Raw genomic sequence first — 26,493 nt, 5'->3', positions numbered from 1 at the left:
GTCTACTTCGAGAAAAAGAGGTCGTCTTCCATGATGCGCGGGGTGATGAACATCAGAAGCTCGCGCTTGTCTTCGTTGCGACGCGTGGTTTTGAACAGGTTGCCCAGGTAAGGGATGTCGCCCAGCAGCGGGATCTTGGTCTCGCTCTCAATGGTCTGGCTCTCAAAGATACCGCCCAGGACGATGGTTTCCCCGTTGCGAACCAACACCTTCGTCTGCAGCGAGTTGATATTAATCGCCGGGATTGCGCTGCCGCTGACCAGGTCCTGGAACAACTCACCCACACTGTTCTGGTCGATCACCAGGTCCATGATGATGTTGTTGTCCGGAGTGATCTGCGGTGTCACATTCAGCTCCAGTACCGCTTCCCGGAAGGTTACCGAGGCCGCACCGGAAGAAGTCGCCTCAAGGTATGGGATCTCGACACCAGACTGGATACTGGCCTGCTGCTTGTCCCCGGTTACCACCTTGGGCTGGGAAACGATTTCCGCCTTGCCGACATCTTCCAGGGCTGACAGCTCGAGGCCCAGGAAAAAGTCTTCCTTCAGGATGGCATACGCCACGCTGCCAGCGGGATTGGTTATGCTCAGGTCGGAGATGACGGGGTTAAAGGCTGCCTGCGGAGCATTGACGTCCGGGACTGCGCCGTCGCCGGTACGGAAGCCGGAGGCCTGGCGACCGGAGCCGATGCCGATGGTATCGTCGCTGACGTCGTGGTCTTCGGTGTAATCCCAGCGGACACCGAACTCGCGCATAAAGTCCGTATTGGCATTGACGATACGCGCCTCGATCATCACCTGGCGAATGGGGACGTCAATCGCCTCGATCAGCTGGCGGAACTGGGCGATCTTCTCCTCGGTATCGGTCAGGATAATAGTGTTGGTGCGCTCATCGACGATGGCACTGCCGCGGGCAGAGAGAATGCTGCGCTCGCCTTCATCGTCACTGCCGCCGGCAAAGTTGCCCTGACCAGCACCACCACCCTGGCCGCCACGCCGCTCACCCCGGAACAGACTGAAAAGTTCCTTCGCGTCGGCGTAGCGCACCTGTATGTATTCGGTCCGCAGCGGAGCCAGCTCCTGCAGCTGCCTGCGGGTCTCCAGCTCCTGGCGTTCCCGCTCGGCGATCTCAGCGGCCGGGGCCACCATGACCACATTGCCCTCCTGGCGTTTGTCCAGGCCCTTGGCACGCAGTATCAGTTCCAGCGCCTGGTCCCAGGGCACCCCGTCCAGCCGCAGGGTGATACGGCCGGTCACTGTATCACTGGCCACCAGGTTGAGGTCGGTGAAATCGGCAATCAGCTGGAGCACCGAACGCACCTCGATATCCTGGAAGTTCAGGGACAGCTTTTCACCGGTAAACTGGAACTCCTGCGCCTTCTCGCGCTGCTGGGCCACGGTCAGCGGTTTCACGCTGAGAACATATTCATTGTCAGCCTGGTAGGCGAGGTAATCGTAATCGGAATCTGTCGGGTCAACGGTGATGACAGTATTGCGACCGTCGTAATCCACGGTAATCGCGTTCACCGGCGTTGCGAAATCCGTAACATCGAGCCGCTGGCGGAGTGAATCCGGCAGGTCCGCCCCCAGGAAAGTGAGGTAGATCTTGCCACGGGTGCGCTCCACATCGATATTTACCGCGGGATTGCTCAGGCTGACGATGACCTTGCCCTCGCCACTTTCACCGCGACGGAAATCCACGTTATTGATCGCGACATTGGAGGCAGCGCGGAAACGCTCCTGCCCGCCAAGATCGATAGCACTGGAGCGCTGGCTGGCGGCGCGGGACGGTGCCGAGGCCACGCTGGCGGTAGTGGCGGAGTCGGCTCCGATCTCCATAACCACCTGGTTGCCCTGGCGCTCGCTGGTATACACCGGCAGCTCGTCGAGATTGACGATCAGTCGCGTGCGGTCATCACTGGATACCACAACGGCACTGCGTGCAGCGCCCACACCGAGGGAGTACTTCTTCTGCGGCAGGGCACTCTCCACACCGGCAAAATCCATCACAATGCGCGCCGGCTCCTCGATGGTGTAACCGGTGGGTTCTGGCGGGGTGTCAGAGAAAGACAGGCGTAGCTGCAAGCGGCTGCCCGGCAGTTCCGAGAACTGGATATCGTTTAACTGGTTCGTCTGAGCGTGAAGCGCAATCGGAAACAGCGCCAGTCCCAGCAACAGCGCCTTCAATGGGGCCAATACCTTGGCGAGCTGCTTGTTATTCATTAGTTGTTGTCCTTCTCTTCCAAAGTCAGAGCGCGCGGCCGCTCGAGCCAGCCGCCGGTGCCATCGGGCACGATCTCCAGTACATCCACCTGTGATTGCGAGGCGTTGACCACCTTGCCGTGGTTCTTGCCCACATAGTTGCCCACGGTAATGCGGTGGATACCACCGTCACCGTCGTCGATAAGGGCCCACAGTTGTCCGCCGCGGGACAGTGTTCCCACCATGGTCAGCGCATCGAAATTGAACTGCTCCAGCAGCTCCCGCTGCCGGTCCGTGTCCGGCGCCACATCAAGGCGGCGCCCGACCAGGCGCTGATCCGACTCCAGCATCGGGCGAGAAAATGGACTACGCTCCGCTGCCGCACTGTATACATAGGGGCTATAAGGCGTGAAGGTCGGAATCGGCTCAATCTGGCCCTTGGGTTTCTGCTTGATTTGCGTCATCTTCTGGCGCAGATCACTGTGGCCGCCATCCAGGCTACAGCCTGCCAGCGCCATCAATCCCAGCAAGGGGATCCAATGCCTGTTCATCCTTCGCCCTCCTGCTCTTTGTAGCGGTAGGTCTTGGCGTTGATGGCCATATTAAGCAGGGCACCGCCATCCTTGCTGGTCTCTATGGTGAAATCGTGCAGGGTGACGATCCGGGGCATTCCCGCGATACCGCTTACAAAGGCGCCAAACTCGTGATAGCCACCCTGCACCTCGATGCGGATCGGCAGCTCCACGTAGAACTCCCCTACCTGCTCCTCCTCCAGCGCGATTTCCTGGATAGTGAGGCCGCTGCCACGACCGTATTCATCGATATCCTCGAGCAGCCCCGGGACCTCGGTGTCCTTCGGCAACTGCTGCAGCAGCGCACCGAAAGTCTCTTCCATTTCGGCCAGCTGCTCCCGGTAGGCGTCAAGATTGGCAGCCTCAAAAGATTTTTTCTCGAACTCGACAAATAATTCTTTTTCCTTGTTCTGGGCGAACTCCAGCTGCTGGTAGCGGTCACTGATAAGGAAATAGTACCCGGCTCCGACGATCAGGGCCGACACAATCACCAGTAGCGCCACACGACCCGCCAGAGGCCAGACGCCAACGCGGGAAAAGTCGATATCGTTGATATCGAGCTGGTTAAGCTGCTTGAGGGTATCCTCCAATGCCATGAGCCAGTTCCTTTATTTGCCCGCTTGCGCGTTCTGTTCTTCTTCCGGCTCTTGGTCGCCGTCTTTTTTGCGCCCGGTCACATCGACTGTCAGCTCGAAAGCGCTGGCCTGCTCACCGAATTCAGGACGGGCAGTAACCCCTGTCAGGTTGGGTGATTCATACCAGTCGGAGCTGTCCAGGTTGCGCATGAAGGAAGACACACGGTTATTGGACTCGGCCACGCCGGCGACCTCGATGGTTTTACCACTGCGCTTGAGCCTGTCCAGCCAGAGGCCCTCCGGTGTTGCGCGCACCATCTCATCGAAATAACGCACTGACAGCGGACGGTTGCCCTGCAACTCCTGGATAACGCGCATGCGGTCAATCAACTCCTGGCGGCGCTTCTTCAGGTCCTTGATCTCGCTTACCTGCTTGTTGAGCACGTTGATTTCAGCCTGCAGTATCTGGTTGCGCTCATTCTGGTTGGCGATCTGGCCGTCGACGGTTTTCATCCACAGGAAGGACGCCGCCCCCGCAGCCAGGACCACAGCCACCAGAACCTGGGTAAACTCTTTCTGCTTTTGCTCGCGGTATTCCTGGCGCCAGGGCAACAGGTTGATATTTGCCATGGTTAGAACTCCCGTTCGCGCATTGCCAGGCCAGCCGCAATCATCAATGACGGCGCCTCACTCGCCAGCGCCTGGCGGTTGACCCGCGAGGCCACTGCCATATCGTGGAAAGGATTGGCCACCACCGTGGGCTTGCCCAGTTTCTCGCTGACCAGGTCCGCCAGCCCCTCCATCGCCCCAACACCGCCGGCGAGCAGGATGTAGTCCACGTCGCTGTAGGATGTCGATGAATAGAAGAACTGCAGCGAGCGGGTCACCTGCTGGATCACAGCATCGCGGAAAGGCTCCAGCACTTCCGGGTAATAGTCATCCGGCAGGCCGCTGCCGCCCTGCCGCTTGGCCAGCCCCGCCTCTTCGGCGGACAGGCCGTAGCGCCGCTGGATTTCATCGGTGAGCTGGCGACCGCCAAACAGCTGCTCACGGGTATACACGGTTTTGCCATCGACCAGCACGGACAACGCGCTCATGGTCGCACCGATATCCATCACCGCCACCACCAGCTGCTCCTGGGGCGGAAACTGTCGCTCCAGCAGGGTATAGGCACGCTCGATGGCATAAGCTTCCACATCCACCACGGCTGCCTGCAGCTCAGCGGCAGCAAGAGAGGTGACCCGCTGGTCGACATTCTCACTCCGGCATGCGGCCAGCAGTACTTCGACCTGCCCCTCACCGCGACTGGCAGGCCCCTGCACCTCAAAGTCGAGGTTTACCTCGTCCAGCGGGTAGGGAATGTACTGGTCTGCCTCCAGCGCAATCTGCGCCTCGAGCGCGTCGTCATTGAGGTCGGCAGCCATTTCCAGGGTCTTGGTGATTACCGCCGACCCTGACACGGCAACGGCGGCGCGGCGCAAGCGGGTTTTCGAGCGACGTACAACTTTGCGGATTGCTTCCGCCGTCGCCTCGATATCATTGATATTCTTGTCGACGACAGCATTGGGCGGCAGGGGCTCGACTGCATAGCATTCGACCCGGTATTTGCTGCCGTTGCGACTCAGCTCCAGCAACTTGACCGCGGTCGAGCTAATATCGAGGCCCAGCATGGCCCTGGGGCCTTTGTTGAGAAAAGGGAGCATCCCCATTTTTCTTATCTTTTCCGTGGGTTATGAGGGTTTGATGTTATAGCACTTTAAATTAATGCTGCAACCAGGATTTGCATAGGTATTAGCGCACAATCTTCGTATAATTGTTAATCTGACCCGGTTAAGACCTGAACAGACTGAACAGAAGTACTTTCATGACCGAAAAAGCCCGCAACCGCCTGCTTTCGTTGCTCTGGCTCGCCCTGGCCGGGATCGCCGCCGCCAGCATGGCGTTTTCCAGCATCTTTATCTACCTGAAGCCTGGCCTGCCTTCCATTGAGAGCCTGCGCGATATTCGCCTGCAGACCCCATTGCGCGTCTACTCGCAGGATATGAAGCTGATCGGCGAATTCGGCGAAAAGCGCCGCACACCGATCACTATCGAGCAGACCCCGGAAATGTTCGTCAAGGCGGTACTGGCGGCAGAGGACGCGGGATTCTACTCCCATAAGGGCGTTTCCATTAAAGGCCTAATGAGAGCTGCCTCACAAATCCTGCAAACCGGCTCCATTCAATCCGGGGGCAGCACCCTCACCATGCAGGTGGCCCGCAACTTTTTCCTGAGCCGGGAGCAGCGCTTCCTGCGCAAGTTTAACGAGATCCTGCTCTCACTCCAGATCGAGCAGGAGCTCAGCAAGGACCAGATTCTTGCGCTGTATATCAACAAGATCTTTCTCGGCAACCGCGCCTACGGCTTCCAGGCCGCCGCGCAGGTTTATTACGGGCGCGACATCAACGAGCTGAGCCTGGCCCAGTGGGCCATGATGGCCGGTCTGCCCAAGGCACCCTCGACCTATAACCCTATCGCCAACCCCACCCGCGCCCTGGTACGCCGCAACTGGATCCTGAAGCGGATGCTGGACCTCGGCTACATCAGCCAGTCCGATTACAAGAACTCCATTACAGCGCCGGTGACGGCCCGTTACCATGGCCGCGATCTCGACCTGAATGCACCCTACATTGCCGAGATGGCGCGCAAGGAGGCAGTCGACCTGTTCGGGGACAGTGCCTATACCGAGGGCTACCAGGTCATCACCACAGTCAACAGCCGGCTGCAGGAGGCCGCCCAGGACTCGCTCCAGAAGGGCCTGGAATCCTATGACAGCCGCCATGGTTATCGCGGCCCGGAGCAGCGCCTCGAAAAAGAGCTGCTGGACGACAGCGACCAGATGGTCGACCTGCTGAACGAGATCCCGGTACTGGGCGGGCTGGAACCGGCTGTGGTCACCACGGTGGAACCCAAACGCCTGCAGGTGCAACTTCGGGACCGCAGTGTGGTGGAGGTCCTGTGGGAGAACGGCCTGAGCGGCATCCGCCCGTATATTTCCGAGAACGCCCGCGGGGCACGAATCGAGTCCGCGGAGGAGATGTTTGCACCCGGAGACGTCATCAGGCTTCGGCGCGTGGAAATCACCCCGCAGGGACAGGGGGAAGTCGAAGTTGACGCCGAGGAAGAACTGGCGGGCAGCGGTGAGCGCCAGCCTGTCGCCGATCCCTTTGCCGATCCCGGCGAACCTGCGGCGGTCCTGGACGAACCGGAGGTGCGGGTCGAATGGCACCTGGCACAGGTACCGGCGGCACAGGGCACCCTGGTGTCCCTGGCGCCGGAGGACGGCGCGATCCGCGCGCTGGTCGGGGGTTACGACTTCCGCCAGAGCCATTTCAATCGCGCCACCCAGGCCGCACGCCAGCCGGGCTCAAGCTTCAAGCCCTTCATCTATGCGGCGGCAATCGAAAAGGGCTATACCGCAGCCAGCATGATCAACGATGCGCCGATCATCTTCGAAGAGACCAACATGCAGGATGTCTGGCGCCCCGAGAACGATACCGGCACTTTCCTGGGCCCCACCCGCCTGCGCAAGGCCCTGTACCGGTCACGGAACATGGTGTCGATCAGGCTTCTTCAGGCACTCGGTATTGACTATGCGCTCGACTTTGCCGAGCGCTTCGGTTTTGAGCGCAGCAAGCTGGCCCGCAACCTCACCATCGCCCTGGGCAGCTCGGCACTGACCCCGCTGGAGATGGTCAGGGGGTACGCCGCCTTCGCCAACGGCGGTTACCGGGTAGAACCCTACCTGGTTGACCGGGTGCTGGATGTCAACGGGGAAACCATCTACGAGGCACTGCCCCTGACCGTCTGTCGCGATTGCGACGAGCCGGGCGACCTCGGTGAAGCGCCTGCGGAAGGCGGGACAGCCGCGGAGCCCATCGATCTCAGTGATGCGCGGGCAGAGGAGGAAGCGCCCCTGCCTGACGAGGAACCGATTGAACTGCGCACACTGCAGGTCAATCCGCTCAACGCCGACCCCACGGCGCAGGCCCTGCCGCGGGCGCCGCGGGCCATGTCCGAGGAAACCGCGTTTATCATCGACTCGATGCTGAAGGACGTAGTCAAGCGTGGCACCGGCCGCAAGGCCCTGTCCATGAAGCGCGGGGATATCGCCGGCAAGACCGGCACCACCAATGGCCCCCGGGACGCCTGGTTCTCCGGCTACAGTCCCCACCTGGCAACCAGCGCGTGGGTGGGCTTCGACTCCAACAATGAACTGGGCAAGAACGAGTACGGTGGCTCGGCGGCACTCCCGATCTGGATCGACTTCATGTCCACGGCTCTCGAGGGACTGCCGGAACGGCACCTGCCGCAGCCCGACAACATAGTCACTGTGCGGATCAACCCGCGTACCGGCCTGCGTACCTCGCGGGGCGGTATGTTTGAGGTGTTCCGCGAAGATCGCGTGCCCGGGCACGAATCCTATAGCTCCTACCGGCCAGGCTACCCCTCTGCCGGGAACAATTCCGGTAACAGCGAGGAGGAAGAGGAGTCCCTGCCCGAGGAGCTGTTCTGACCTGAAGTGCTGAAATCCTGGCAGGCTCGCACGGGCCTGCTTTTCCAGCACAATAAAAAACGGGGCCAGCGGGCCCCGTTTTTTATTGTGCTGGATGCGTGAACACGGCCTCTACTGCCGCTTGCGGTACTCCAGGCAGGCACGCTCGAGAGCGCTGAAATCAGGAATCACCGCCTCCTCCCCTGCCACGGAGACGTGCATCAGCTCTCCCATTGCACAGGGGTGGTTGCGCCCCGCCAGCTGGTCGGGGGTCACACGCACCAATCTCGGCGTACCCCGCAATACCATGGCAAAGAATGGCAGCCGCCCGCTGGGGTTACCAGTGGCCAGTACCGCGATGCGACCGCTGTCGTCCATCGACGACAGTGATTGGCCACGCATCACCTCGAACGACAGGACCGGTAAGCGCTGCTCCCGCCAGTTAATCTCGCCCAGGTACCAGTCTGGCGCATCATAAGCGGACACCGGCGCCTGCAGGGCGATCACCTCGGACAGGATATCCACCGGCACCAGCAGCTGGCCATCGGCCAGGGGCAACAACAGGCTACTGACCTCCTGGGGCATTTCCAGCGAGAGCGCTTCTGTTCCACTCATACACCCACCTCTCTCACGATCGTCTCTGTCCCCGTCACTGGCTGGCCGACTCTGCGGTATATTCGCGGATCGCGTCCAGCAGTACTTCTTCCTGGTAAGGCTTGCCGAGGTAATGGTTTACGCCCAGGGTGAGGGCGTGCTCGCGGTGCTTCTGCCCGGTCCGCGAAGTGATCATAATGATGGGAATGTCCCGCAGGCGACTGTTGCCGCGAATATGCCGCGCCACTTCAAAGCCATCCATCCGCGGCATCTCGATATCCAGGAGGATGACGTCCGGCAGAATATCCTGCAACTGGATAACTGCATCCTGCCCGTCCTTGGCTGTATTCACCAGATACCCCTCGCGCTCCAGGAAGCGTGTGGTTACCTTGCGCACGGTCACCGAGTCGTCCACCACCATGACCCGCTGCTGGGTCTCCTCCTGTTCGGGCCGGACGCGCGGGGCCAGGGCCAGGGTCGGCTCCGGCGGACGTGCCAGCAATGCAGCCTGCTGGCGCAACAGCGCGTGGGCATCCAGGATTACCACCACGGTACCGTCACCAGTAACAGTGGCGCCCGACACGCCCTGTACGGTGGCAAACTGCGGTCCCAGGCTCTTCACCACGACCTCACGGCTGCCGAGCACCGCATCCACCTGCAGCGCCATGGCATGGCCCTCAGAGCGCACCAGCAGTACCGGTAACTGCGACTCGTCCAGGCCCAGCTTGGGGCGCGCCTCGGACTGCAGGAGGGTGCCAAAGTAATTCACCTGGTAGGGTTCACCGGCATACTCGAAACGCGCATCAGGTGATTTGTAATAGTGCTCCAGCTCGTATGGGCTCAGGCGCACGATACCTTCAATAGTATTCAGCGGCAGGGCAAAAGTATCATCACCGACACTCACCATCAGTGCACGGTTGACCGACACGGTGAAGGGCAGCCTCACAGTAAAACTGGTGCCGTTACCGTACTGCGATTCAATATGGACGGTACCGCCAATCTGCTTGATCTCAGCAGACACCACATCCATACCCACGCCACGGCCGGAAATCTGCGTCACTTGCTCGGCGGTGGTGAAACCGGCCTTGAGGATGAACTGCAGGATCTCGTTGTTGGACAACTCCGCGTCGGCACGCATCAGGCCACGCTCAATGGCCTTTTCCCGCACCTTCATCAGATTGATACCGGCGCCGTCATCAGAAATGGTAAGCACCACCTCACTGCCCTCTCGCTCCAGGGCCACAGTAATGCGGCCTCGCTCGGGCTTGCCCGACTGGGTGCGTAATTCAGGGGATTCGATACCGTGGTCGACGGCGTTGCGCAGCATATGCTCCAGCGGCGCGACCATCCGCTCAAGCATGGAGCGGTCCAGTTCGCCTTCGACGTTGGAAAACACCAGGTCCACCTGCTTGCCCAGCTCGGCACTGACCTGTCTCACAATACGGCGCAGGCGCGGCACCAGGCGCGAGAACGGCACCATGCGACTGCGCATGAGCCCTTCCTGCAGCTCGGTGTTCACACGGGACTGCTGCAACAGCAGGGTTTCGGTATCACGCGCCTTGTTGCCAAGCGTATTGCGCAACTCAAGCAAGTCCGAGGTGGACTCCAGCAGGGAACGCGACAATTGCTGGATGGACGAATAGCGGTCCATTTCCAGCGGGTCAAAGTTGTCATCCTGCTCGGCAAGCTGTTCCTGGCGGAACAGGATCTGCGCCTCTGTTTCCATATCCAGACGGCGTAATTGCTCGTTCAGGCGCGTGATGGTTGAATCCATCTCGTCCAGCGCGAAACCGAATTCACTGACCTGCTCCTCGAGGCGGCTACGGGAAATCGAGGTCTCACCGGCCAGGTTGACCAGCTCCTCCAGCAACTCCGCCGCGACCCGCACCATTTCCTGCGGCTGGCCCCGGTTACCGGATCGCTGGTCGTTGTCCCTCAGGCTGTCCTTCTTGCGTACAAACGGCAGGACGTTGCCGGCCGATTCGGCCACCGATGCAGGCGACGGCCCCCCTTCGACGGCACCGAGCAATGCCGGCACCGGCGCCTCTTCCGCTACAGGTGCTGAAGTTTCCGGGCCCTCACTCACAGGGGCCTGCATTTCTTCCGGCTCGCCCGCATCGGGTGAACCGGTGTTTTCACCCTCGATGACTTCCGCAACCTGCGGCAGCTCGGCCACCTGGTCATCGGCCCACCTGGTATCCAGCAGCAGGGCAAACTCTTCCAGAGCGTCACCGCCCATCCAGGCGCGCACGGTATCCACACCGGCAGCGATGCGATCGTAGATTCCATGTGCGTCAGTAAAGAATCCGGCGGACGGATGCTCGCGGGGTGGCATGCTCTCAATGACTGTCTCGAAGCGGTGTGCCACCTCGCCCAGCCCCATCAGGCCGGCCATACGGGCACCCCCCTTGAACGTGTGCAGCACACGCTTGAGGGCCTCGGCACGGCCATAGTCCGCGGGATCCGCTTCCCAGCCCTGGATCAACTCTTCCAGTTCGTCGACCAGGTCGCCGGCCTCCTCCATAAATACATCGACCACGTCGGGATCAATGTCGGCCAGGAGGGTAGTTGAATGCCCGCCTTCAATCCCGCTATCGGCAGTTGCTGCAGCAGGCTGCCCTGCCTCAGGGGCAGGACGCTGGTTCTCACCGGCGGCATCAGGCGCAGGATCGCTGGCTCTCTCCCCCAGCAGTTCCGGGTCGAGCCCAAGGTCACTGAAATCTTCCCGGCCGGCCAGGTCGTAATCCTGCTCCGCACCGCCGGTAGTCGGCAGGTCATTACTGTCGATTCCCAGTTCGGCCAGCTCGCTGTCAGCGCCTTCGGGCCCTGTAAACCGCGCAACCGCCTCTTTATCGACATCGTTACTGCTGTTAATGACACCAGACTCGGTCCCTGTGTCACCGCCTATCGGCAGGTCGGCGCTGTCGATTCCCAGATCTGCCCAGTCAAAATCGTCGTCCTCTGCGGGGCTCTCGGCCTGAGCATCGTGCGCCAGTGAGCGCAACGCCTCACCAACTGCATCGCTCACATCCGGAAGGTCCTGGGCCGCGGCCACTGCGTCCACCAGGTCGAGCAGCTCACTATGCCCCTGGTCAAGGGTTGACCACAGTGCAGGCTCACCCTCCAGCCGACGGTCCAGGACGCGGCTATAAACTTCCAGCAGCAGCTGGGAAAGCTCCGCCAGTGTGGGCAACTGTGCACGGCGAGCTGCCTCCTCGAGTATCCTGAGCTCCTCTGCAACCGGTTCAAGCTGTGTGATGTTATCCGGCTCGGCGCGCCACGCCTTCAACACCTCGTCCGCGTCCAGCAGCACTTTCATGCCGTCGGCCATGATCACGGCCAGCAGCTGCGGATCGACCTCGCGGGGCTCACTGGCTTCCCGCTCCCGGATCAGGTGGCCTACGGACCGCTCTTGCAGTTCAGCGGTACGGGCGAGAAACTGCTCAGACTTCTCTATGTGGATCGGCTGCTGCCCGCGAATCTGCATAAGTACGGTGCGCACGTAGGCCGCAGCGTCCTCGAGCAGCTCATAAATATCCTCATCGATACGAACCTGGTAAGTCCGCAGCTCCTTTACAAACCGCTCCAGTGGCGCGACCAGCTCCGCGACCGGGGTTACCTCTGCCATGTGGGCTGAACCCTTCATGGTATGCAAGGCACGGTGGAGTGGATCCGAAGGCACATCGTAGACCGGCGCAGCCTCTTGCATTGCTGCGAGATACTCGTCCAGGGTAGCGAGATGGGTCTCGGTTTCCTGGGCAAAGATCTCCCACAACTGCGCATTGTCGTCAAAATCGCTATCAAGGAGTTCCGCCGCGCCAGTATCCTGCGCAGGGCTGTCACCAGCGGCTGGCTCCGGCGCCGGCAGGTCCGCGGGGATCTCGCCCCGTGACAACTGGCTCGCCCACTCCTGCAACTGGCTGGTGCGTTCCGGCTCCGGATCCCCGGTCTGGCGGCGGAACCCCTCGATCATTGAGGGCAGCTTGGCGCAGACGTGTTCAATCAGGTGGGCATGGGCGCGCTGCGGCTTGATCGTTTCATCGATAACCCGGTTGAGCATGTTCTCAACTGACCAGGCCAGCTCGCCAATATCGAGGGCCTCGACCATTCGGCCTGATCCCTTGAGGGTATGGAAGCCACGACGGAACTCGATCAGCGCATCCTGGTCGGCAAAGTCCGCCGCCCAGCGCGGGAAGTACTCACCGATGGTTTCAAGAACCTCGGCAGCCTCCTCGAGAAAGATCTCGATAATTTCGTCGTCGATGAAACTTTCGTCGTCATCGTCGGCAAAAGCGGTCGCAGCCGCTGGCGCCGTCGGGGCATCCGCTTCGGCAGGCTCGGCCGGGACCTCGGCGGCCTGGGGCTCTCCCGTGAAAGTCGCCTCGGCCACAGGAATCTCCGTGGCACTTTCCGTTTCAGCCACGGGCGCGGCGGGCGCCTCATATTCATCAAGGCCGGCTGCCGGGACATCCGCCGTCTCGGAGAACGGCACGGTTTCGCCGGTTACTTTGCCCGTCTCATTACCGGCACTTTCAGGTCCCGCGACCTGGAAGCCCAGCGCAGTGACACTGTCCTCGGCCAGCGCCAGGAGCATGTCCGCATCCTCGATTCCATCTGCACGGCGCTCGAGGTAGTACTCGACACTGGTAATCGCATCCGCCAGTGTATCCAGCAGTTTCCACTCCGGCTGTTCGGCTGCATCGATCAGGCGTTCGCGGATATAACGGGTGCAGGCGGAGACGATATCCGCGGCGCGGCGATAACCCACCATCTCCAGGCCACCGCCCACTTCCTGCAAACGCTCCGGGACGGTATCCAGGTGTCGCACATCCCAGTGACTCGCAATGAACTCGACTACCGACTCCTTGACCGACTCGAGTCCTGTGCGGGCCTCCCGCAACACCGAATCCGTCGCATCCCCCATCAGGGGTTGCTCGGCATGTTCCTGGTGCTGGCGACTGACTACGGCGCCAAGCGATGAATCCAGCTGGACCACTTCACCGGCCGCCTGGAGCAGCAAATCCTGCGGGTCTTCACTGCGGGAAGCATCCCGCAGGTTCTCGTAAATACCACGGGCACGCAGCCGCTGCTTCTCCAGTCCCAACACGCCCAGCGTATCGGCGACACGCTGGGCAATGGTGGCGATATCGGTCAGTGAGGCCGCTTCGTCGCCCGCCCCTGTCGGCTCCAGCGCCTCGCACACGCTCTGTAGCTCTTCCCGCAGGGCGCCTACCGCGGTACCCATGGCATCGGGGCCCATGGCCAGTGCCTCGCCGGTATCAGGGCGGGGCGTGCCCGGGACAGCCCGGTCCAGGGAGAAAGTGCGGTACAGCTGCTCGCAGCGCGGGCCATTCGGTCCGGCCATATAGACGTAGAACAGGAGGTTTCGTACCAGGCCCTGGTCCAGGGGCGCATCCAACACCTGCCCCCCACGTCCCTGCAACAGGCGGAACTCCACATCGATCCGCCGCAGCAACTGTCGCAATGCCGGCAGTACATTGACCCGGTGTTCGCCAATCGCCTCCAGCAACCCGTCGAGGATCTGCCACAGAGGCTGGCGCACGCTGCCGCTGTACAGCAATTGCATCTTGCTGGCGACTTTCTGCAGGTAAGCCAGGTTGTCACCGCTGTTAACATCCCGGATCAGGCCTGCGGCCGCGACGTGGTACATCTTCCGCAGCTTGGAAACCAGGTCCTGGAGTCGGGCATTGTCCGACAGCAATGGTTGGCGTGCGCCGGCGACCGTATCCAGGGCGGACAGGTCAGGGGAGAAGAGCCCCCCCTCGGTAATCAGGCGCTCGCGCCGGACGGCGCGCAGGTCGTTGAGCAGCGGCAGCAACAGCACTGCATTGTCACGGCGCTGGTAAGCAACCTTGTCCAGGTACAGCGGTAACTCCAGCAGGGCACGCATGAGGAACTCACGCGTTTCCTCGCTGTTTTCCACCTCATCGGCCGCCAGCGCCTGGATCAGCTGCTCCATTTCCTCGGCAAGCATGGCTGCACCGGTCAGTTCGGCCATGTGCAGGCTGCCGTGGACCTGGTGAATCAGCTCAAGACAATTCTGCAGCAGCGAGGGGTCAGCAGCGCCCTCACCCGCGTAACTTTCCAGGGCATGACGGGCCTGTGCCAGCGTCTCGTTGATCTCCCCGGTCAGCCAGTCAAGGGCCTGGAAATTCGGATTGTCGTGACTCACGCCAAGTCCTCAGTAATTCTGTATTTCGTCCGGCGCCGGCTGTGTGCGGCGGCCGGGCCGCCGGCCCCGGGCGTCAGGCCAGGGCGCGGTCCTCACGCTCAGTCGCGCCCTCTTCCTCACCGTCGAGCATCGGGAAGTCATCCTCGCCCATGTCCGGCAGGTCCACATCGTAAAGCTCGTCACCGGTGTCCACGCCGGTATCCTCGGCCGGGAGCTTGAAGCCGGCAACGGACTCACGCAGCGCGGTGGCGGTTTTCGCCAGGTTACCAATGGACTGTGCGGTGGCCTGGGTACCCGCGGAAGTCTGCGAGGTGATCTCCTGAATCACGTTCATCGTGTTGGAGATGTGGCCAGCGGAAGAGGCCTGCTGCCGGGCAGCATTGGAGATGTTCTGGATCAACGCGGCCAGGTTCGTGGATACGCCCTCAATTTCTTCCAGGGCAACACCCGCGTCCTGTGCCAGGCGGGCACCACGCACCACCTCGGTGGTGGTCTGCTCCATCGAGGTAACCGCCTCGTTGGTATCGGACTGAATCGCCTTTACCAGGCCCTCGATCTGCTTGGTGGCACCGGCGGAGCGCTCGGCGAGACGCTGAACTTCGTCCGCAACCACCGCGAAGCCCCGGCCTGCGTCACCGGCCATGGAGGCCTGGATCGCGGCGTTAAGGGCGAGGATGTTCGTCTGGTCGGCAATGTCGTTAATCAGGCTTACGATATCGCCAATCTCCTGGGAGGATTCACCCAGGCGCTTGATCCGCTTGGAGGTGTCCTGGATCTGCTCGCGGATGTTGTCCATGCCCTTGATGGTGTTCTGTACCACCTTGGCACCGTTGCTGGCGATCTGTACCGAGCGCTCGGCTACCTGGGCAGACTCGGCGGCGTTAGCCGATACCTGGTCAATCGTCACGGCCATCTCGTTCACCGCCGCTGATGCGCCGGCGATTTCCTGGGCCTGGTGCTCGGAGGCCTCGGCCAGATGCAGGGCGGTCTGCTGTGTCTCCTCGGACAGGCCGGATACCTCCTGTGCGGTGCCATTAATCCGCGATACAAGGACCCGCAGCTGGTCAATCGTATAGTTGATGGAGTCGGCAATCGCACCGGTGAACGCTTCGGTTACTGTGGCACTGGTGGTCAAGTCACCGTCGGCCAGGTCAGCGAGCTCGTCCAGCAGCTGCATAATTGCCTGCTGGTTGCGTTCATTGGTCTCGGATTCCTCACGCAGGCTACGGCGGGTACCGGAGAAGGCGGTAATCATCATGCCGAAGATCAACAGCACGAAGACACCGGCGAGGATGGCGATGGTCGTGTTATTCGGCTGGCGCTCCGCGGACAGGTTGACGATGCGGTCGTTAAGCGAGTTCAGGGACTCCAGCAACTGCGGCGAGGAGGCCAGGATACCATCGGCGGCCTGGCGTGCCGCAAACAGCGCCGGGGTAGCCTCGAAGATTTCCCGCACGGAGGAGCTCACGAATTCGAACAGCTCGGTAATCTCGTTGAGTGATTCCCGGGCCTCTTCATCGGTCACCCGGGAGATCCCCATCACCACGTCACCGCCCTTCATGCCTTCAACCACCTTACCGAACAGGCTGGCATCGGTGTTGAACTGGTCCGCCGCGGATTCGGCGTCTTCGCCACCCTGCAGCATCTTGTCGATGTTCCGGCCGATACGCTCGGCGCGCCAGACCTGCAACTGGGCCTGCTCAACCTGGTTGGCAGGGGCGTTATTGGCCAGCAGGATCTCCACGATATTGTTGTGCTCCGCCTGCAATTCAGGCAGGGAGTCGTTCAGGGTGCTGGCGACATCGTTCAGGAAGATGATGGTGTCGCGGTTGCCGATAATGGTGTCCGCCTGGGACCGTACCTGGCGCCAAATTTCACCATATTCCGCCAATTCGCTGCGCAGTGCCTCGCGGGTGGATTCATCGGCACCCTGCAGCTGGTTCCAGGTGTTCGACATATCCTGGATCACACTCTCCAGCTCAACGAACGCCTGTTCGTCACCGGCAGTGGCGGCGGGTGCATAAGTCACCACCTGGTAGGCCAGGGCCCGCAGTTCGGCCACCTGCTGCAGGTACTCTTTGTCCCGGTCACCCTGGGACTGCACCAGGTAAATACTGACGATCAGGCCCGCCAATGCGGCGAGCACCAGTAGACCCAAGAACAGCGCTGCCGGGTTGCGGCGCAGCGCGGAAAAGGAACTCTGGGAGCCTGTTTTCATAATTTACTCCTGGCGGGCCCCGCTAGGCTTGGGACCGACTTATTTTCACCACTGTTGAACCGAAAATCGATTGGTATCCCGGCAGTAAACGCCAAACCTGCCGGCGACACCTGTTGCGAATGAATCCCCTGCGGGACAAACAGAAATACCGCGGCACCTAGTGGGCCGCGGCATCCATAAACTGGTAATCATTAATCAAAGCGAGCATATCGAAGACCAGCCAGCGATCCTGCTGTCGCACGAACTGCCCGCTGATCATGGGTGCGAAAGGTTCCAGCAGGTCACCCGGCGCACGGCGTGCATACTCCAGCGCCAGATGCTGCATCCCGTGCAGCTCATCAACGATGAGCCCGGCATAAATTTTCCCGTGCTCGACCACCAGTACCCGGCGCTGCTGCCGGTTACTGCTCAGGTGGCCACCAAAGAACATCGCCAGGTCAAATAATGGCAGCAGTCGCCCGCGCACATTGGCAACACCGCGCACCCACGGCTGTGCGCCGGGGATAAACGTGTGTTGCGGGACCTCAAGCAATTCCACCACCTCATCCATAGGCGCCACGAAGCGGTGCCCCAACAGGGAAAAGCCGATACCACTCCAGTAGGGTTTTACTTCCTGGCGGCCGGGCAGGCCTGCGGCCTGCGCCTTTGCGCGGTTGGCAATATCAACCAGCGCGAGATAGGGGGACTGTTCAGACTGCACCGGATTGTCGCTGGCTTAAGCCAACACCTCCTCGATCACACCCAGCAGCTTGCTCTCGGCTACGGGCTTGGTCAGGTAGGCGCGCGCGCCCTGGCGCATGCCCCATACGCGATCGGTGTCCTGGTCCTTGGTGGTGACCATGATGATCGGGATACCGGTGGTATGGTCGTCCTTGCTCAGTTGGCGGGTAGCCTGGAAGCCGTTGAGTCCCGGCATAACAATATCCATCAGGATCACGTCGGGACGCTGCTCGCGCGCCACATCCACGCCTGTTTCACCGCTGGTCGCGGTAAGCACAGAGTGCCCATTCTTCTCCAGGATGGTCGTCAGCTTGTGCGTCTCTGTGGGAGAGTCGTCAACAATCAATACCTTAGCCATTTCTTCCCCGTGACATTCTCTGGCCGCGCAAGTCACCTTCCCCAAAAAGTGCATAGTGCCTGCAGCGGTCGTTCTGGTCTTGGTGGGTGAACAGGATACCGGAGACCGGCAGCCACTCATCCCGTTAATTTTTTATTGCTGTCTTATCCCGCTTTCAACTTACCGCCGACGCAGCGGGCAACCGGCAAACCGATTATGTTACGCCAGCTGAGCATCCGAAGACACAAGTCCCCGCCAGCCTTACGCCGCATGATGGGGTTTCGCATGAGCGGATATGGCCCCCATCAGTTCGCTCTTGCTGAACGGCTTGGTCAAATATTGATCACAACCAACCACCCGTCCTTTCGCCCGGTCGAATAATCCATCCTTACTGGAAAGCATTACCACCGGGGTAGCGCGGAACTCGCTGTTGTTCTTGATCAGCGCACAGGTCTGATAGCCGTCAAGCCGCGGCATCATGATATCGACGAAGATGATATCCGGACGGGAATCGGCAATTTTTGCCAGTGCATCGAAGCCATCTGTGGCCGTGACGACGGTACAACCCGCTTTTTGCAGTAGAGTTTCTGCGGTGCGGCGGATCGTCTTGCTGTCATCGATCACCATTACCGTCAGGCTTTCCCAGTTCAGCTCCATAGTGTTGTTGTTTCCCCTGAATATTTATTTTCGGCACTGGTAACCGCTCTTAATTTGCTGCCGCGCCGTTTCTTCGAACCACTCGCAGGGTCTGGGCGGCCTGGCAGTATCCACATTCACCGCCAGGGTCGCACGCCAAGGGGAACTTTTAACATAGAACTAACGCACAATCCACCGGTCCAAAGCGGGTTCCGACAGCCTGCACATTTAATCGCCAACCCTTCTTCCAGGGCCATTTTGGGCAATTCTCGCGCGAAACGGTTGCCACTCCCCTGATCAAACCTTACTTTAACCACGGGCACAGATGACCAGCAACGGAACTCCCTATCTATGAGCCAGACCCTCGGCGTGGTGATGGACCCCATCGCCAAAATCCAGTTCAAGAAAGACACCACTCTCGCCCTGCTGCTTGCAGCACAGCGTAGCGGCTTCCGGCTTTGCTATTTCGAACAAGGCGACCTCTACCTGGAGGACGGCCGCCCCATGGGCCGCGGGAGGCCCCTGGAAGTCTTCGACAACCCCGAAAACTGGTTCACGCTTGGCGACGTTGAGGATATGCCGCTGGGAGAGCTCGATACCCTCTTGATGCGGTTGGACCCCCCTTTTGACAACGAATACCTCTACTCCACCTACATCCTCGAGGGTGCCGCGCGTGAGGGATGCCTGGTGGTCAATCGCCCGCAATCCCTGCGCGACTGCAATGAAAAGATTTTTGCCACCACCTTTCCCCAGTGCTGCCCGCCCCTGATCGTCAGCCGCAACATCCAGCGCCTGCGAGACTTCCACGCCACACACCGGGATGTAATCTTCAAGCCCCTGGATGGCATGGGCGGCGCCGGCATCTTTCACGTCAAGCCGGATGGCAGCAACCTCGGCGCGATTCTGGAGACACTGACAGACGATGGGCGGCGCCAGATCATGGGGCAGCGCTACATCCCCGAAATAAAGAACGGCGACAAGCGCATCCTGGTGGTAAACGGCGAAGCGGTCCCGTATTGCCTGGCCCGCATCCCGGAAGCGGGGGAAACCCGCGGCAACCTGGCCGCAGGGGGACGCGGCGAGGCCCGGCCGCTGACCGACCGCGACCGCTGGATTGTCGAACAGGTGGCACCGGCACTGAAAGAGAGGGGCCTCCTGTTCGTTGGCCTGGACGTAATCGGCGATTACCTGACCGAAATAAATGTCACCAGCCCTACCTGTGTCCGTGAAATCGATGCGGCTTACGGCACCGATATCGGCGGCTTACTGATGGACGCGATCACAGACCAGCTGAAGAAAAAGGGATAAACTGGCCGCCGGCCTGAGTGCGCCCCGGCAAAATCGCCCTTGCGCTGGGCGCCGACGGCCACGCTTGCCGGCACCATTGCTGTACAACAGCGATCGCCGCACCCGGGATACCCGAGAAAAACAGCGGGCAAATAATAAGCAGTACACAATCACCGGTATGAACTCGACCGCCAGTAACAACAATCCGCAGGCACCCCAGGGCGAGCGTTTTGTCTTCGCCCTGTTCCTCGCCTGTGCGTTTCACGCCGTGGTCATCTTTGGTGTGGCATTTGCTGCACCGGAAGGTCGCCAGGCCCCGCCGACACTGGAAGTGACCCTGGCCCAGCACCACACGGCCCAGGCGCCAGAGGATGCGGATTACCTGGCCCAGCACAACCAGCAGGCCAGCGGTACTGCCGACACGCCCAGGGAACTGTCGAGTAACCGCCGTGCGGACATTGCCGACACCCGGATCCAGGAGGTTAACCCCCTGCCACAGCAGCAGGCCGCGCGCCCGGCGGATCAGCGTCGCCAGCTCATCACCACCGTCGGCGACAGTCCCCGCGAGGCACCGGAGCTCCCGGCCGAGGACAAGCGCTCTGACGAAAAGCGCGGCGACGCACCCACCGACCTGCCGCAGGTAAACCCTGAGATCGCCAGCCTGCAGGCCCGCCTGGACAAGATCCGGCAGACCATTGCCCAGCGGCCGCGGGTGCGTCGCCTCACCTCGGTAGCCACCAAGGCGTCCGCCGACGCTGCCTACCTGCACGACTGGCGCGAGAAAGTGGAATCCGTGGGCAACAGCAACTTTCCCGAGGAGGCGCTGCAGGAACAGATTACCGGCAGCCTGCGAATGATGGTGCGGCTGCTGCCTACGGGCGCAGTTGAGGAGGTGATAATCCTCGAATCCTCGGGCGAACGCGTGCTCGATGATGCCGCCCAGCAGATCGTGCGGCTGGCCGCGCCCTTTGCCCCTTTCCCCACGGAAATCCGCAAGGAAGCAGATCGGCTGGAAATCATCCGCACCTGGCGCTTCGAAATGACCGGGTTTTCCACCGCGGCCGGCAAGATGCCCTCACGGGGCTAGGCTTGAGCCTCGGCGCCACCGCACACTCCGACTAGACTGACGTTATGCCCCGAGACAACATCGACAGCGACCTGACCCACTCCAGCCTGAAGGGCCAGTTCCTGCTGGCCATGCCCGGTATGCAGGACCCTCGCTTCAGGCACACCATCGCCTTCGTCTGCGAGCACAACCCGGACGGCAGCATGGCAATCGTGGTCAATGTACCGAGCAAGGTGCACTGGAAGGAGGTCTTCGAGCAGCTCTCCCTGGAGGACGCCAGCCTGCGAGGGGACGAGATCGTACTCCTGGGGGGACCCGTTTCACCGGAACAGGGGTTTGTGCTGCACGGCACCGGCACCCACTTCGACTCCACTGTCGAGGTCAGCTCCGATATCAGCCTCACTGCCTCGCGGGATATCCTCGAGTCACTCGCCACCGGGCGCGGCCCGGACGATGTGCTGGTGGCCCTGGGCTATGCCGGCTGGGGCCCCGGTCAGTTGGAGCAGGAACTGGTGGAAAATGCCTGGCTGACCCTGCCCGCAGAGCCGGAAATCCTGTTCGCGACCCCACTGCACAAGCGCTGGGAAACCGCCGCCGCCCGGCACGGCATCGACCTTTCCGGTATCGGCTCGCAGGCGGGCCACGCCTGATGGGCCGTACGGATAAAACCGTCACCGCGCTGGCATTCGATTTCGGCACCCGCTCCATTGGCCTGGCGTTTGGCCAGAGCCTGACGGGCAGCGCCCGCGAACTCGCCCCAATGCCGGCCCGGGACGGCAAGCCGGACTGGGACCGGGTACAGGAAGTCATCGCCGAATGGCAGCCCCACTACCTGCTGGTGGGACTGCCACTGAACATGGATGGCAGCGAGAGCGAATTCTGCGCCCGCGCTCGCAAGTTTTCCCAGCGGCTGCACGGCCGCACCGGCCTGCCGGTGGAGCTGGTGGATGAGCGCCTCAGCACCCGCGCCGCCAAGGAGGAGGCGTTCGAGCGCGGCCACCGCGGCAACTACGCCGAAGACCCGGTGGATTCCATCGCCGCGCGCATATTCCTCGAGGACTGGCTGCGCGCCCGGAGTGCGTCAGACTGAGCCGCGTGGTTTCCCGCACCAGCGCCGCCGTCTGGTAGAATTGCCGGCCCATTCCCCAACCGAACCAGGCAGTATGGCTATAGACCGCATCCGCATCGCCACCCGGCAGAGCGCCCTTGCCCTGTGGCAGGCCAATTTCGTCAAGGACCAGCTGGAGCTCCACCACCCCGGCCTCGCGGTGGAACTGCTGCCACTGACCAGCCGCGGCGACCAGCTGCTGGATATCCCGCTGGCCAAGGTGGGCGGCAAGGGCCTGTTCGTGAAAGAGCTGGAAAAAGCGATGCTCGACGACCGGGCCGATATCGCCGTGCACTCAATGAAAGACGTGCCGATGGAGTTTCCCGAGGGCCTGCACCTGCCGGTAATCTGCGAGCGCGAGGATCCACGCGACGCCTATGTGAGTAATCACTACGCCCATATCGACGAGCTGCCCGCGGGCGCCGTGGTCGGCACCTCCAGCCTGCGCCGCCAGTGCCAGGTGCTCGCCCGCCGCCCCGACCTGCAGGTGAAGTTCCTCCGCGGCAACGTCAATACACGCCTGGCCAAACTCGATGCAGGCGAGTTCGATGCCATTATCCTCGCCTCCGCCGGCCTCCTGCGCCTGGAGATGCGCGAGCGCATCCGCGACTTTATCGCTCCCGAGATCATGTTGCCGGCGGGCGGCCAGGGCGCCGTGGGCATCGAGTCCCGCCTGGACCCCGAACTCGACCGCCTGCTGGCACCACTGCATCACCCGGATACCGCCGATCGCCTGGCGGCCGAGCGGGCGCTGGTGGCGCGCCTGAATGGCAGCTGCCAGATCCCCATCGGATGTTACGCCGAACTGGAGGGCGACCAGCTGTGGCTGCGCGGCCTGGTGGGTGATCCGGACGGCCGCGAAATTGTCAGTGCAGAAACCCGCGGCCCGCGCACCGATGCCGCCGTACTCGGCACTGCCCTGGCCGAGGAACTGCTGGCGGGCGGCGCAGACAAGATCCTCGCCGCACTCTGATCCCATGACCGGTGCATTGCGCGGTATGCGCGTACTCACTACCCGCCCGACACACCAGTCTGGGGACTGGTGTGCGCAGCTCTCCGCCGCCGGAGCAACGGTAGACACCATTCCCATGCTGGCCATCGAACCGGTCGAAGCCGGCCCGGCGCACCAGCGCATCAAGGACCAGATCCTGGACTTCGACCAGGTGGAGCACGCCATTTTCGTCTCGCGCAACGCGGTACGGCTGGCATTCGACTGGCTCGACAGTTACTGGCCACAGCTGCCCGTCGGGCCCAGTTACTACGCCATTGGCGCCGCCACCGCACGGGACCTGGAACAACACGGCGTCAGCTGCAGCAGTGCCGGTGGCGGCATGGACTCTGAAAGCCTGCTGGCACTGCCGTCCCTTCAGCAGGTGGATGGCCAGCGGGTGCTGGTATTCCGCGGCGCCGGCGGCCGCACCCTGATCGGCGACACCCTGCGCGAGCGCGGTGCCCGCGTCGACTACTGCGAGCTATACCACCGCACGCTCCCGACGACGGCTACAGCACAACTGGCGGACTATCGTCACCGGCCCGACGCCATCACTGTCCACAGCGGCGAGACACTGGACAACCTGGCCCACTGCATCCGCGCCAGCGGGCGCGAAGCGCTCTACCAGGTCGCCCTGGTCTGCCCAAGCGCTCGGGTGGCAGGACACGCCCGGGAACTGGGATTTACCGACGCCACAGCCGCTGCCAACGCCGGCGACCGCGCCATGCTGGGCGCCCTGGAAGCGATCTTTTCCCGCTGAGCGGTGCTCGCCGCCCCGATAGCGGTAAAAAATTTCAAATCCGCGTCAGACATCGTATAAACGATGCCGCGAGTCGCTATAATTTCACGACATTTTTCACTGCAGTGCCTGCCAGCTCATGACTGACGACAACTCAAAAAAGTCCGGGGATCACAAAGATGTGCCCGTGGTCACGGAAAAGGCGGAGCCCAAGAGCAACTTTGCCAAGGCGGCCGCGGACAAGAAAAACGGCGACGGGGGCAGCAAGAAAGCCGACCGCTCCGGTCGCGGCACCAGCTGGCTCTGGCTGCTCCTGTTCGCCGCGATACTCGGCGGCGTAGGCGCCTGGGCCTGGTATAACTGGCCGCAATTCCAGTCGGGTGTGTATCAGGCCCTGGAACTGCTGCCCGGGGGCGACAGCGGTGAACAGGAGGCAACCGCAGAGGCGCCCAAGGCCGATAACGCGCCCGCTGCCGACGCCAGCCTTCCCACCCCCGACCAAACCGCGCCACCACAGCCGGTAAGCCCCGGGGGCCAGGTCTCGCCAGCACCGGGCCAGTCCGGCTCGCCAACCGATTCACAGGCCACCCAGCAGGCCATGGCCAATATGATCCAGGAGTTAAACCAGCAGCGCACGGCCATGGCCCAGATGCGCCAGCAGCTGGCCCAGTTGCAGCGGGAACTGTCCGCGCAATCCAGCCGCCTGGGCGAGCTGGGCAATGTCAGCCGCACCGACTGGCAGCTGGCGGAGGCGGATTACCTGCTGCGACTGGCCAACCAGCGCCTGCTGCTCGAGCGGGACAGCCGCGCAGCCATGGGATTGCTCGAGGAGGTGGACCAGATCCTGCGCCGCGTGGACCGCCCTGACCTGTATGGCGTCCGGCAGCAACTGGCACGGGATATTACCGCGCTGAAAATGGCGGAAGATATCGACCAGCAGGGTCTGTACCTGCGCCTGGGCGCGCTGCAGGAACAGATGGTCAAAGCCAGCATCCAGCCTGAATTCGACCTGGCGATGGGAAGCCCAACCGAAAAGGCCGAGGAAAAAACCGCAGACGCGGCGCAGCCGGCCTGGGAACGCAGCTGGGACAACTTTACTTCCTTCCTGAAAGACTCGGTGCGCATTCGCGATGGCGATATCGATCCGGTATTGCTATCGCCGCAGAGCGAGGCACGTTTCCGCCAGAGCCTGCGGCTGAACATGGAGCAAGCCCAGCTGGCGGTATTGCGTGCAGACAGCACCGTCTACCGCGACTCCCTGAAGAGTGCGCGCCAGCTGCTGCTGGATTACGGCATCGCCAACCAGCGCCGCGATGCCCTGGTGCGCGAACTCGAGGCACTGGCCAAGGAGCCCATCGAGGCACAACTGCCCGACCTGAATGCCTCCCAGAAAGCACTGCAGGACTATATCGAGCGACTGCATAACACCAGTCCGGGGCCAGCTGAGGACAGGGGGGCAACATCGTGAAGCGCTTTCTCTTCTCCGCGCTGGCATTCCTGCTCTTCGGGGCCTTCCTGACCGAGATGATCCGCACCTACCCGGGTTATATGCTGCTGGCCGTGGGCGGCAAGCGCATTGAAATGAACCTGTGGGTCGCAGTGGGCGCTGTCGCCCTGGCGATGCTGCTGCTGTTTCTCGTGTTCTGGTTGCTGCGCAGCCTGTTCCGGGGTGTCGAGGGCGGGGTCAGCCGCATCCGTTTTGGCCGTACCCGGGTGGCGCGACGCCGGCTCACCAACGGACTGGTGGAATTTATGGAGGGCAACTGGGCCCGGGCCCGGCGCCAGCTGCTGAAATCCGCTCCACGCTCCGACGCCCCACTGATCAACTACCTCGCAGCCGCCCGCAGCGCCTTTGAACTGGGCTACCGGGACGAGGCCAACGAGCTGCTGGCCAAGGCCGAGGCCAGCGGCGAGGATACGCGGCTGGCGGTGGCCCTGAGCCAGGCGCGGATGCAGCTGCTGGACAAGCACTACGAGCAATGCATCGCCAGCCTCGAGCGCGCCAAACAGGTGGAACCCAAGCACCCGGCGGTGCTGCAGATGCTCAAGCAGGCCTACTACCAACTGGAAGACTGGAACCACCTGCGCGACCTGCTGCCGGACCTGGAAAAGCACGCCAATATGCCCGAAGAGGAAATGCAGCAGCTGGAGCAGGAGGTCTACCAGCACCAACTGCTGGAAGCCGGCGCGCGCCGTAACGCAGAGAAACTGTCAGATATCTGGCAGAGTTTCAGCGGCCGCTGGCAGCGCAATATGGACCTGCGCGGACTCTACGCCGAGCAACTGCACCGGGTCGACCGGGACGAAGAGGCGGAAAAGCATCTGCGCTGGATCCTCAACCACGAGTGGCGCGCGGACCTGGGCCGCCTCTACGGTTGCCTGACCGGCGCCGATGCCGGCGCCCAGCTGACAGTGGCCGACGGCTGGCTGAAAGAGTACGGCGAGAATGCCGACCTCTATACCTGCCTGGGGCGACTGTGCCTGCGCAACGAGTTGTGGGGCAAGGCCCGGCAGCACTTCGAAAAAAGCCTCATCCTGCGCTCAGACCCGGCCACTTCCGCGGAGCTGGCGCGACTGCTGCACGCCCTGGGTGAAAGGGAGGCGGCGGCGGAGCTCTACAAGGAAGGCCTGATCCAGGCAGTTTCAAACCTGCCACAACTGCCACTGCCCGGGCAGTCGGTCTCCCTCACCTGAGACACCGGCCGGGCAGTGACGGCTCCTA

General features: G+C 62.1%; 20 protein-coding genes. 9 read left to right on the top strand and 11 right to left on the bottom strand.

What is annotated here, in order from left to right:
- Positions 1–2: 2 nt before the first annotated feature.
- From LVD11_RS11540 to LVD11_RS11520, 5 genes are read right to left on the bottom strand one after another with little or no spacing between them, the layout of a single operon-like run.
- Positions 3–2,222: a type IV pilus secretin PilQ gene (locus tag LVD11_RS11540; protein ID WP_237059169.1), complete on the bottom strand. Its 2,220-nt coding sequence runs from the start codon at positions 2,220–2,222 to the stop codon at positions 3–5.
- Entirely contained in the window at positions 2,222–2,752 is a 531-nt protein-coding gene (locus tag LVD11_RS11535) for a pilus assembly protein PilP (RefSeq protein ID WP_237059164.1), read from the bottom strand. The genes LVD11_RS11540 and LVD11_RS11535 overlap by 1 nt, the downstream gene beginning before the upstream one ends.
- Positions 2,749–3,369 (bottom strand): type IV pilus inner membrane component PilO, encoded by a 621-nt coding sequence (locus LVD11_RS11530; protein ID WP_237059157.1) that lies wholly within the window; start codon positions 3,367–3,369, stop codon positions 2,749–2,751. The genes LVD11_RS11535 and LVD11_RS11530 overlap by 4 nt, the downstream gene beginning before the upstream one ends.
- 12 nt (positions 3,370–3,381) lie before the next feature.
- The gene (locus tag LVD11_RS11525) at positions 3,382–3,978 is read right to left on the bottom strand and encodes a PilN domain-containing protein (RefSeq protein WP_237059155.1); all 597 of its coding nucleotides are present in this window, start codon (positions 3,976–3,978) and stop codon (positions 3,382–3,384) included.
- A gap of 2 nt (positions 3,979–3,980) precedes the next feature.
- Positions 3,981–5,057 (bottom strand): pilus assembly protein PilM, encoded by a 1,077-nt coding sequence (locus LVD11_RS11520; RefSeq protein ID WP_237059153.1) that lies wholly within the window; start codon positions 5,055–5,057, stop codon positions 3,981–3,983.
- Between the two features lie 155 nt (positions 5,058–5,212).
- Between LVD11_RS11520 and LVD11_RS11515 the strand changes: the two genes are divergently transcribed.
- Positions 5,213–7,903: a penicillin-binding protein 1A gene (locus LVD11_RS11515; protein ID WP_237059151.1), complete on the top strand. Its 2,691-nt coding sequence runs from the start codon at positions 5,213–5,215 to the stop codon at positions 7,901–7,903.
- 111 nt (positions 7,904–8,014) lie between these two features.
- Here the strand turns inward: LVD11_RS11515 and LVD11_RS11510 are convergent, their stop codons facing one another.
- The 6 genes from LVD11_RS11510 to pilG all read right to left on the bottom strand — a co-directional run bounded on the left by LVD11_RS11510 (position 8,015) and on the right by pilG (position 18,601).
- Complete coding sequence (locus LVD11_RS11510; RefSeq protein WP_237059149.1) at positions 8,015–8,497, bottom strand: chemotaxis protein CheW; 483 nt, start codon at positions 8,495–8,497, stop codon at positions 8,015–8,017.
- 34 nt (positions 8,498–8,531) lie between these two features.
- Positions 8,532–14,669 (bottom strand): hybrid sensor histidine kinase/response regulator, encoded by a 6,138-nt coding sequence (locus LVD11_RS11505; protein WP_237059147.1) that lies wholly within the window; start codon positions 14,667–14,669, stop codon positions 8,532–8,534.
- A 73-nt stretch (positions 14,670–14,742) separates the two neighbouring features.
- Positions 14,743–16,887 carry a methyl-accepting chemotaxis protein gene (locus LVD11_RS11500; RefSeq protein ID WP_237059145.1) on the bottom strand — a complete coding sequence of 715 codons (2,145 nt, stop codon included), beginning with the start codon at positions 16,885–16,887 and terminating at the stop codon, positions 14,743–14,745.
- 157 nt (positions 16,888–17,044) lie between these two features.
- Complete coding sequence (locus tag LVD11_RS11495; protein ID WP_237059143.1) at positions 17,045–17,587, bottom strand: chemotaxis protein CheW; 543 nt, start codon at positions 17,585–17,587, stop codon at positions 17,045–17,047.
- A gap of 15 nt (positions 17,588–17,602) precedes the next feature.
- Positions 17,603–17,965 carry a twitching motility response regulator PilH gene (pilH, locus tag LVD11_RS11490; protein ID WP_237059141.1) on the bottom strand — a complete coding sequence of 121 codons (363 nt, stop codon included), beginning with the start codon at positions 17,963–17,965 and terminating at the stop codon, positions 17,603–17,605.
- Positions 17,966–18,205: 240 nt separating this feature from the next.
- On the bottom strand, positions 18,206–18,601 hold the full coding sequence (gene pilG / locus LVD11_RS11485; protein ID WP_091515145.1) for a twitching motility response regulator PilG: 396 nt from the start codon (positions 18,599–18,601) through the stop codon (positions 18,206–18,208).
- 330 nt (positions 18,602–18,931) lie between these two features.
- Between pilG and gshB the strand changes: the two genes are divergently transcribed.
- The 8 genes from gshB to LVD11_RS11445 all read left to right on the top strand — a co-directional run bounded on the left by gshB (position 18,932) and on the right by LVD11_RS11445 (position 26,465).
- Positions 18,932–19,888, top strand: a complete 957-nt coding sequence (gene gshB / locus LVD11_RS11480) for a glutathione synthase (protein WP_237059139.1) — start codon at positions 18,932–18,934, stop codon at positions 19,886–19,888.
- Positions 19,889–20,045: 157 nt separating this feature from the next.
- A complete protein-coding gene (locus tag LVD11_RS11475; protein WP_237059135.1) occupies positions 20,046–20,954 on the top strand; it encodes an energy transducer TonB in 909 nt (302 codons plus the stop codon).
- Positions 20,955–20,998: 44 nt separating this feature from the next.
- Positions 20,999–21,583: a YqgE/AlgH family protein gene (locus tag LVD11_RS11470; RefSeq protein WP_237059134.1), complete on the top strand. Its 585-nt coding sequence runs from the start codon at positions 20,999–21,001 to the stop codon at positions 21,581–21,583.
- Positions 21,583–22,023: a Holliday junction resolvase RuvX gene (ruvX, locus tag LVD11_RS11465; protein ID WP_237059133.1), complete on the top strand. Its 441-nt coding sequence runs from the start codon at positions 21,583–21,585 to the stop codon at positions 22,021–22,023. The genes LVD11_RS11470 and ruvX overlap by 1 nt, the downstream gene beginning before the upstream one ends.
- A gap of 73 nt (positions 22,024–22,096) precedes the next feature.
- Entirely contained in the window at positions 22,097–23,014 is a 918-nt protein-coding gene (gene hemC, locus LVD11_RS11460; protein ID WP_237059131.1) for a hydroxymethylbilane synthase, read from the top strand.
- A gap of 25 nt (positions 23,015–23,039) precedes the next feature.
- Positions 23,040–23,792, top strand: coding sequence for a uroporphyrinogen-III synthase (locus tag LVD11_RS11455; RefSeq protein WP_237059129.1), 753 nt, complete (start codon positions 23,040–23,042; stop codon positions 23,790–23,792).
- A 118-nt stretch (positions 23,793–23,910) separates the two neighbouring features.
- A complete protein-coding gene (locus LVD11_RS11450; protein WP_237059127.1) occupies positions 23,911–25,239 on the top strand; it encodes a uroporphyrinogen-III C-methyltransferase in 1,329 nt (442 codons plus the stop codon).
- Positions 25,236–26,465 carry a heme biosynthesis HemY N-terminal domain-containing protein gene (locus LVD11_RS11445; protein WP_237059124.1) on the top strand — a complete coding sequence of 410 codons (1,230 nt, stop codon included), beginning with the start codon at positions 25,236–25,238 and terminating at the stop codon, positions 26,463–26,465. The genes LVD11_RS11450 and LVD11_RS11445 overlap by 4 nt, the downstream gene beginning before the upstream one ends.
- Positions 26,466–26,493: the final 28 nt, after the last annotated feature.

Origin of the sequence: Microbulbifer sediminum (genome assembly GCF_021729035.1) — a bacterium.
GTDB classification, from domain to species: Bacteria; Pseudomonadota; Gammaproteobacteria; order Pseudomonadales; family Cellvibrionaceae; genus Microbulbifer; species Microbulbifer sediminum.
This window is presented reverse-complemented; position numbering and strand designations above follow the sequence as displayed.

Bases quoted from the DNA above. Each gene is read 5' to 3' on its own strand.
- LVD11_RS11500 (WP_237059145.1), bottom strand. From the start codon at position 16,887: ATGAAAACAGGCTCCCAGAGTTCCTTTTCCGCGCTGCGCCGCAACCCG.
- LVD11_RS11535 (WP_237059164.1), bottom strand. From the start codon at position 2,752: ATGAACAGGCATTGGATCCCCTTGCTGGGATTGATGGCGCTGGCAGGC.
- LVD11_RS11520 (WP_237059153.1), bottom strand. From the start codon at position 5,057: ATGGGGATGCTCCCTTTTCTCAACAAAGGCCCCAGGGCCATGCTGGGC.
- LVD11_RS11510 (WP_237059149.1), bottom strand. From the start codon at position 8,497: ATGAGTGGAACAGAAGCGCTCTCGCTGGAAATGCCCCAGGAGGTCAGT.
- pilH (WP_237059141.1), bottom strand. From the start codon at position 17,965: ATGGCTAAGGTATTGATTGTTGACGACTCTCCCACAGAGACGCACAAG.
- LVD11_RS11470 (WP_237059134.1), top strand. From the start codon at position 20,999: ATGCCCCGAGACAACATCGACAGCGACCTGACCCACTCCAGCCTGAAG.
- LVD11_RS11515 (WP_237059151.1), top strand. From the start codon at position 5,213: ATGACCGAAAAAGCCCGCAACCGCCTGCTTTCGTTGCTCTGGCTCGCC.
- LVD11_RS11530 (WP_237059157.1), bottom strand. From the start codon at position 3,369: ATGGCATTGGAGGATACCCTCAAGCAGCTTAACCAGCTCGATATCAAC.
- LVD11_RS11450 (WP_237059127.1), top strand. From the start codon at position 23,911: ATGACTGACGACAACTCAAAAAAGTCCGGGGATCACAAAGATGTGCCC.
- pilG (WP_091515145.1), bottom strand. From the start codon at position 18,601: ATGGAGCTGAACTGGGAAAGCCTGACGGTAATGGTGATCGATGACAGC.
- LVD11_RS11455 (WP_237059129.1), top strand. From the start codon at position 23,040: ATGCGCGTACTCACTACCCGCCCGACACACCAGTCTGGGGACTGGTGT.
- ruvX (WP_237059133.1), top strand. From the start codon at position 21,583: ATGGGCCGTACGGATAAAACCGTCACCGCGCTGGCATTCGATTTCGGC.
- gshB (WP_237059139.1), top strand. From the start codon at position 18,932: ATGAGCCAGACCCTCGGCGTGGTGATGGACCCCATCGCCAAAATCCAG.
- LVD11_RS11540 (WP_237059169.1), bottom strand. From the start codon at position 2,222: ATGAATAACAAGCAGCTCGCCAAGGTATTGGCCCCATTGAAGGCGCTG.
- hemC (WP_237059131.1), top strand. From the start codon at position 22,097: ATGGCTATAGACCGCATCCGCATCGCCACCCGGCAGAGCGCCCTTGCC.
- LVD11_RS11525 (WP_237059155.1), bottom strand. From the start codon at position 3,978: ATGGCAAATATCAACCTGTTGCCCTGGCGCCAGGAATACCGCGAGCAA.
- LVD11_RS11475 (WP_237059135.1), top strand. From the start codon at position 20,046: ATGAACTCGACCGCCAGTAACAACAATCCGCAGGCACCCCAGGGCGAG.